Source organism: Thauera sp. 2A1, from assembly GCF_009469595.2.
Taxonomy (GTDB): domain Bacteria; phylum Pseudomonadota; class Gammaproteobacteria; order Burkholderiales; family Rhodocyclaceae; genus Thauera.
The window spans coordinates 1-7769 of sequence record NZ_SSXV01000040.1 but is presented as its reverse complement, the minus strand read 5'-3'; the positions used below and the strand labels follow the sequence as shown (position 1 = coordinate 7769).

At 68.5% G+C, this 7769-nt stretch carries 5 protein-coding genes; all 5 read right to left on the bottom strand.

Features of this window, described 5'->3' with window-relative positions:
- Window positions 1-178 precede the first annotated feature (178 nt).
- Window positions 179-1252 (bottom strand): sigma-54-dependent Fis family transcriptional regulator, encoded by a 1074-nt coding sequence (locus GH664_RS21715; protein WP_153170208.1) that lies wholly within the window; start codon window positions 1250-1252, stop codon window positions 179-181.
- A 216-nt stretch (window positions 1253-1468) separates the two neighbouring features.
- Window positions 1469-1894, bottom strand: a complete 426-nt coding sequence (locus GH664_RS21710) for a hypothetical protein (RefSeq protein ID WP_153170207.1) — start codon at window positions 1892-1894, stop codon at window positions 1469-1471.
- On the bottom strand, window positions 1879-3615 hold the full coding sequence (locus GH664_RS21705) for a DUF4157 domain-containing protein (protein WP_228111664.1): 1737 nt from the start codon (window positions 3613-3615) through the stop codon (window positions 1879-1881). The genes GH664_RS21710 and GH664_RS21705 overlap by 16 nt, the downstream gene beginning before the upstream one ends.
- A 348-nt stretch (window positions 3616-3963) precedes the next feature.
- Window positions 3964-5124: a hypothetical protein gene (locus GH664_RS21700; protein WP_153170205.1), complete on the bottom strand. Its 1161-nt coding sequence runs from the start codon at window positions 5122-5124 to the stop codon at window positions 3964-3966.
- The coding region (locus tag GH664_RS21695; RefSeq protein ID WP_194270463.1) for a hypothetical protein at window positions 5105-7769 on the bottom strand (2665 nt) is incomplete at its 5' end. The genes GH664_RS21695 and GH664_RS21700, both read right to left, overlap by 20 nt.

Sequence of the window (7769 nt, the reverse complement as noted above, 5' to 3'; positions counted from 1 at the left end):
CTTGCCGGCGTGAAGCCGCCCGCGCCTGCTTCGCCGCGATCACCTGTTGTTCCTCGACAGCCGGCAGGTCATCGAACAGGCTGGCCGGCGATCCGTTATGACCTTCGGTCTCGTTCATGTCTCGGAGCATGCCAGTCCCAGCACAACCTGGCGAGATTGGAGAAAAACTCTCACGCTCTCAGGCCTGGAAGCGATTGCGGTCGATGCCGTACTTCTTGAGCAGCTTGCCGAAGGCACGCCGCTCCTTGCCGGCGTGCTGCGCAGCGAGCGAGACGTTGCCGCGCGTCATCGCGATCGCCTGCTCGAGGTAATCGCGCTCGAAGCGGGCGATGACCTCGGCCTTCGCCAGCTTCATGTCCATGCCGGCAAAGTCGATGTTCCAGCCGCCGTTCGCCTCGCTCGCCCCTGCTGCGGCTGCGGGGTCGGAGATGGGCTCCAGGTGTACAACGCCTTCGTCGGCAAGCAGGAACTGGCGATGAACGATGTTCTCGAGCTCGCGCACGTTGCCCGGCCAGGAATGCGTCAGCGCCGCGGCAGCGGACGCGCGGTCGAGAACCGGCACCGGCCGCCTGTATTCGCGCGCAAAGCGGGCAAGGAAATGATCGATCAGCAGCAGGATGTCGTTGCCGCGCTGGCGCAGCGGCGGCAGGTCAACCGACATGATCGCGAGGCGGTAATAAAGATCCTGGCGGAACTGCCCATTACGTACCAGCTCGCTGAAATCCTGGTTGCTCGCTGCGACGATGCGCACATCGGCACGCAGGTCGCCGTGGCCGCCAAGCTGGCGGTAATGGCCGTCCTGCAAGAAGCGCAGCAGCGCCACCTGCCCTTTCAGCGACAGGCACTCGATCTCGTCCAGGAACAGGGTGCCGCCCTCCGCACTGCCGATCAGCCCGCGCTGGCTCTCGCGCGCGTCGGTGAAGGCGCCTCGCGCATGGCCGAAGAGCTCGTTCTCCATCAGGTTATCGGGCAGCGCGCCGCAATTGACCGGAACAAAGGGCTTGTAGCGGCGCTCGCCGAGATAATGGATGGCCCGCGCGACGAGTTCTTTGCCGGTGCCGGTCTCACCCTGGACAAGGACGTGGGCGGAGGTTTCGGCAAAGCGGCGCATGAGCCTCATTGCCGCAGTAAAAGTAGGCGAACAGCCGAGCAGGCCAAAGCTCGTCAGCGTGTTCCCATCCGCCCCAGGGGAGTTTCCCTCCTCGCTGAGCTTGCACGGCGATTCTTGTCGATGCCCACGGCTGACAGACATGCGATCCCCACTTGTCGTTGACGCGGCAGGCGCTTCCTTCACTTGTCCCAGAACGCCCACGCCGAATGACAAGTGGAATATTGCAGGCCAGGCGCCGTGCTTCACTTTGGAATACACCTTCCGTAACGTCAACTGCCGTTACACCTGCGAGATCCTCATGCGGTGGGTCACCATCAAGGGCCCCACGATGCGTCCCTGACCGCATCGCCAGTGCGCTCAGCCCGCCAGGCCTGCCAGCTTCCAGACCGCACTTCGCACACGGATGAAGGCCGTCGGCGGCTGGGCGCGCTCCACCGTCACCTTGTGCGTGCGCGGGCCGAGCGAGACCTCGAGTTCCTCGCGATAGCCGTCTCGCCCAGCCTGGAACCACGCTGCGGCGAGGTCCAGGAAGCCGGAATCCAGGATGAGACCGGCCAGCCCGTCACATTCCGCCGCGGATAGCCGGCGCAGCGGCACATCGGGCCAGCCGCCACTCCACGGCGTGCCGCGCGGGCAATCCTGGGTGACCACATCGACGAACAGAAAGCCTTCGTCATCGAGTCGGATGCGGTGATTGCCGCGCGAAGACAGCGCCTGCACATGTGTGAATCGAAGCGACAGCGCCGGTCGCGCCATGTCGGGGGCCTTCAGGACAGTTTCCATTCGGCCTGGCTGATGTCGGGCGACGTCATGCGTCCCAGCGCCTCCCACAGCGTGACGTAGTGCCGCGGCAGCACATCGACGCCCGCCGACATCTGGCTGGCGGTGTCCACACCCCAAACCGCCGGCCCCTGCGCGCCCGCCGCCGTCACCAGGCCGGAATAGAGCGTCTGCTGTGCGCCGAGCGTGCCGGTCGTGTTGTTCTGGTATTCGTCGGGCAAGCCCAGCATGTGGCCGAATTCGTGCTCACCGACGGAATAGCGGTTGGACCTGTACGTGGTTTCGAACGCGTGATCGACGGTGATATCCGCCTTCCGGTTTGCCGCTGCGCCCGCTGCCCCGACCGGGCCATGGCCAAGCACGCCGATCGGCTGCGGGACGCCGAGCGCGGCGAGGAAGTTGCGCACCGCGACTGCGCGCCGGTCGGACAGATCGACGTTGTGTCCGCGCTCGCCTTCGCTGCTGGCGAAGCCATCGACCTTGAGCGGGATGAGCGGATCCGACGGGTTCTTCTGCTTGAGCGCGTTGGCGAAGTTCGTCAGCGCACCGGCCGCCGCCGGGCTGATCGCGTCGGAATCCTGGGCGAACAGGACCGGACTGGCCGCCGCCGCTGCGAGCGCGCTCTCGACGCGCTGGCGCTCCGAGGTGGCCACGCTGCCGCTGTTGAAATCCGGCTCCTCGCGCACATCGGAAGACCACAGATCCGCCGTCGCCGGGCGCTCCGGATGGGCAACATCGGGATCGTTGGTCGCCGACTTGTAGTCGATGCCCGGCCCGGGGCTCTTGTGCACCGTAACCACGTAATGTGCTGACGCGTCGTCCGCCACCTCGACCGGCGTCACCAGCGGCAAGGCCCTGAAGTTCCAGCACGGCTTGGTGGACGCCATCGAGTGCTGCGCGCTCCAGCGCGACGCAACACGCGAGATGTAGTCACTCCTGAAGCTGTCGCGCTCGGTGTCGCTCCAGAAGAAGCGGCTCAGATCCTCGCCGGCGAGGCTGCGGCCGATGCTCTCCCAGAAACCGGGCGCGTTGTCGGCGGACACGAAGTTGAACTTCATCTTCACCGACACCAGCATCAGGCCCGTGACCGGCCAGTAGTCCGTGTCGAACATGCCGAAGGTCGTCGACGGGATGTTGCGGTCCAGATGGAAATGCCGCAGTGCGAACGCGTCGCGCCGCCGCCCTTCCTCTTCGCTCAGGCAGGTGCCATACAGGCTGTCGAACAGCGGCGGAGCGGGCGCAGCGGGAACGCCTGCCGGCAAGGGCACGCCCGCATCGGTGGGCGTGCCGGCATCGGGGGCCGGGCTCGGCGCCAGGCCCGCATCGGGCACGCCCGCATCCACCTGCCGCGACACCCGCGCGCCGTCGCCCGGCGCCACCACATGGGCCAGTTCATGCGCCAGCAACTGCCGCCCCGTTTCACTGTGTGGTTCGTAGCGGCCTTCGCCAAAGACGATGTCGTCGCCGACGGCGAACGCCGATGCCGACAGCGAACTCGCCAAGCCGGCGTCCTGCGGGCCCGCATGCACGCGCACCGAGGCAAGATCGCGACCGAAGCGTGGCTCGAAGAATCCGCGCGTCGCTCGATCCAGTGGCGCTCCAGCACCCAGACCGGCAAGCCGCCGGCCCGTCGAATCTCCCGCTGGGCGCGCCTCGGCACCGGCAGACGCACATTCCGCGCAAGGTGCCAGAGGCGCGCAGCTAGAACACCCGCCCTGCTCCATGACCGACGTCGCAAGCATGTCGGCCTTGCGCTCGACCGCGTCGCCTGGTCTGGATACCGAAAGACCGTCTGCCAGAAAACGGGGAACTCCCTTCGCGGTGGCAGGCGCAAACGACGGACGCTCCGATCGGGACGACGGACTCTTGCTGCGTGCGATCAGACTCAGGCTCATGAATCATCCTCCACCATCGCCGTCCTGACAGCGCGACCCTCGCAACGCGGCTCCGCCGTCCTGTCATACGATTCACTATAGACGCTCATCGAGTGGCCCCTGCGCTCGGTGGACCGATCGGCATTCCATCGACTTGACCCTGCTTGCCGCGGGCCAGCTTCATCCATCCGACGGCCACTAGCGCGCCTTCATGCGATCCACGAGCTCCCGCGCCATGACATCGAAGCGTTCCGGCCCGAGTACGGCGTCGCGCAGATGCGCGATGCGCGCGCCCAGAACCTGTTCCACCACCGCCCAGCCCCGTTGCCGCGCCACGACGAGGCCGGTCACCAGGGCACGGTACGCCTCGTCATGGCGACCTGCATCCGAATGCAGCGCGGAAATGAAGACGATCATGCTGACGTAGCCAATCACGCTCCCCTGCTGCGCATAGCGTTTCGCCACTTCCAGCGCCACAGCGACTGCCGCCTCGCCCTGTCCCAGGGCCGCCAGCGCGCGCGCACTGCCGAGGCCGAGCAATGGCTCGAGTTCGGGCTGGGGATAGCGCTCGCACAAGTCGGCAGCGCTGCCGAAACAAGCCTTCGCCGACGCCGCATCGCCGCAGGCCGCGTGCAGGCTGCCGACAGCCAGCTCCATCTGCATCACTTCGGACCAGATGCCCGCAGCGCGCAGCAGGCGTCTCGCCAGTTCGAGCTGCTCTCGCGCAGCCCTCGGCTGCACTTGCGCGATCAGCACGTAGCCGAGCGACTGCAGCACCTGGATGCGCTCTTCCACCATCTCCGGCGGCAGCCCGAGCAGCGCGGTGCGCAACGACGCCGCGCCAAGGGCGAGTTCGCCGCGCTCGACTTGGAGTTCAGCGCGCGCGATCTGCGGCAGCCAGCCCGTCCAGCCGTCGACTCGCGGCCCCGCAAGCAATTCGAGCGTCGCCTGCGCAGCATCGAAGGCCTGTTGGCGGACCTGTATGCGCGCCCGCGTCGCCAGCAGCCAGCAACGCTCCCCGGGCCCCGGCTCCCGGTCGCCTGTCTCCAGCCGATCAAGTGCCGCGAGCGCCCGGTCGAAGTCGCGGCGGCGCATGAGCAAGACCGCCTCGCGCAGCGCAAGGCGCGTCAGCGTCGCAGACTCGCCCTGCTCGCATGCGAGCGTCCGGGCTTCGTCCAGCCAGGCGTCGACCGGCGACGGCCAGCCGGCGAAGACTGGCGTGAACAGTGCTGCGCGCTCCAGCGCGGCAAGGCGGGCAGCTTTGTCGCCCTGCCCCCGCGCCAGCGGGACCGACATCAGGAGTTCGGAGAGAAAAACGCGCGCGCGCGCCTCCGTCGCCTCAGGCGAGCGCGGATTCATCGGTGGTCTCCTCCCTCTCGGGCCCGGCTTCCGCGCCAGCCGCTTCGGTGGCGGGCGGCAAAGCCCCCTCGTCGCCGGCCGCCGCGCTCAACTCTTGCTCGCCAGCCGCGGCAGCCGTTGAACCCGCACCTGCTGAATCGGCGGCAAAGAAGGGTTGATAACGCACGCCGAAGTCCAGGATCCAGGTCCGGCCCTGCGATTCCTCGCCAAGCAGCGCCTGGTCTTGCGCCAGCAGCGCGGCCTGCAGCGCCTGAGCGTCCGCACGCGTGGTTCTCGCATCCTCGATGTTCGCACCGGCCTGGTCCATCGACTGCTGGTTGCGCTCGGCTTCGGCCAGCGCCACTTCCTGCGTCTCCTGCAGCCCGACATCGGTCTCCTGCAGGCTCTCGTTGCGCTGCGCGATGTCGTCGCCGCCGCGGTTCAGTTCGGTCTCGATCTCGTCCAGCCCCAGCGCCTGGTTGATCATGTTCATGATGAACTCGTTGATGGACTGCATCACCTGATTGACCTTCCGTCTCACCGCGCGCACCGCCGGGGCGATCAGATTGTCCCACAGTGCACCCACGGTCGCGTCCCAGGCCCTTTCGAGCCAACTGCGCTTGCGCGGCTCCTCGGGCTTGGGCTCGACGCTGACGTTGCTGCCCTCGGCCTGGACCGACTGCGCCTCACCCTCGCCACGCTCCGCCTCGCCGGATGCACGTGCGTTTTCGGCCGCCATGTTCTCCTGCGCGCCGGCGGCCTGGTCAAGCTTCTGCTCTTCGCCGGCAACGGTGGCCCGCTCCGCCTGCGCCACCGCGCCCTGCTCGGCGTTCCTGGCCTTCAGCCCGGCGGCGGCCCCCTGCGCGACGCGGTTGTGGTGCTCCGCGCTGCTGCTGTCGGCGATGAACCCGGCAACGACCTCCAGCGCATCGGCAATCGCCACGCGTTGCTCGCGAATCGACACGAGCGCTTGCGGGCTGTAGGGCACCGGCGCTGGCGGAGCCTCCGGCTCTTCGCGCCCGACGCCCCCCTGGCCTGCCTCGGTGGCCGCCGGAACGGGAAGGCTGGTGGCAGATTCCGCAGCATTCCCCCCAAGCTCGGGCGGTGGCGCAATCTCACCGCCGGGCAAAGGCTGCGCCGCCATCGGCCTCTCGTCATCGGCCAACGGTGGAAGCAGTGCGGCGAGTTCGCCTGCCGGTGAGGAACCACGCTCAAGCTGCGTGCGCATCGAAATGCTGCGGTCGATGAGTGCGCGCGTGCGTGCATCGCCTGCCCCCGGCTCAGGTGTTCCCAGCGCGAGCCTGCCTGAGCGTTTCACCGCGGGCAGCAGCAACTGGCTGCCGAGTTCGCGCCTCAGGCCGATGCCGAGCCGGCTGTTCATGTCGAAGATCTGGCGCGCCAGCTCGTTCTGCCAATCCCAGCCATGGCCGATGCCCAGATGCGGGTTGAAGAACGTGCGCTGGCCCGCCACTCGGCGATTGCGCCACACGCCGCTGCTGCCATCGACGACCAGATCGTCGGCCAGGCCGGGGCCCATGAAATAGTTGATGTCGGCCCGCGTGTAGCCCGGGATCTGCCCGCGGTCGAGCATGTCCTCGATCACTTCGCGCCGGTTGAGTGCCTGCCGGGTCCGTCCCGCACGCGCGCCGGGCACCCGGTAGCCACGCACCTCCGGGACATGGGTCAGGCCCGGGAAGGCGTTGTCGATGAAGTTCCGGTAGCTGCGGCTATCGTTGACGATCTGGATGAAGCGCGGATCGTGACTGATCTGCGGCGCCATGCTCGCCGGCAGCGTATGGTGGCCGGTCTTCGATACCGCCAGGGCCTCGCCCGCCGCGTCACGCAACGCCAGGCCGCCCCCACCGCCCCGCGTCGGATGCATCTGCGTGAATGCACGCAGTTCCTCCTCGGTCCATCTGCCCTTGATGAAGGGGCTGGAATTCACCGCATCGGCCAGCTCACGCGGCGTTGCGCCGGGTGGCAGGCGGTCGCGAACGAGCTGGATCTCGGCGAACTCGGTCTCGCGCACCTCGCGCAGGAAGTCCGCATCGTCGCGCACGAACCGTGGCGCGCCGCCGCGACCGGTTCCCACCTCCGCATGCCCCATGCGTTCGCGACCGAAGCGGGCACGCAGGGCGTCGTCGATCTGGCGCGCACTCCATCCGGGATTGGCCTGGCGCAAGGCATCGAGTTCGTCCGTCAATTCGCGCCCAAGCCGCAGCTGGTACGCCCGCTCCACCGGATCATTGATGGAGCGTGCCACCATCACGTTGCGCTCGTGGATGCCGCGCAGGCGCCGGTTGTAGAAGCGGCCCAGCGCCGTGTCCGCGGTCGCCAGGCCCCGCAGCCGGCGCCGTGTCCATTCTTCGGCCTGGCCACCGAGACGATTCGCCCAGCGCACCGCGCTCGTCCCGCGCGCCCAGCCCAGCGCACGCATCGCGCCGCCGCGCGCTGCACGGCCGGCACTGCCCAGCGCGCGGCGGCCGCCGACCGCGGCAACGCGCAGCCCACGGGCCGCGCGCCCGGCGAGGGACGACGAACGCGACAGGCGACGGAAGCCGCCTGCCGCAGCCCGCCCTGCCGCGCGCACGCCGCGCCGGCCGGCGCGCCCCGCCAAGCGACCGGCCGCGCCCACCGAACGGATCGCCCGCGCCCCGCGGCCGAGC

Coding starts and splice junctions, on each gene's coding strand:
- GH664_RS21715 (WP_153170208.1), bottom strand. CDS start 1,252: ATGTCTGTCAGCCGTGGGCATCGACAAGAATCGCCGTGCAAGCTCAGC.
- GH664_RS21710 (WP_153170207.1), bottom strand. CDS start 1,894: ATGGAAACTGTCCTGAAGGCCCCCGACATGGCGCGACCGGCGCTGTCG.
- GH664_RS21705 (WP_228111664.1), bottom strand. CDS start 3,615: ATGGAGCAGGGCGGGTGTTCTAGCTGCGCGCCTCTGGCACCTTGCGCG.
- GH664_RS21700 (WP_153170205.1), bottom strand. CDS start 5,124: ATGAATCCGCGCTCGCCTGAGGCGACGGAGGCGCGCGCGCGCGTTTTT.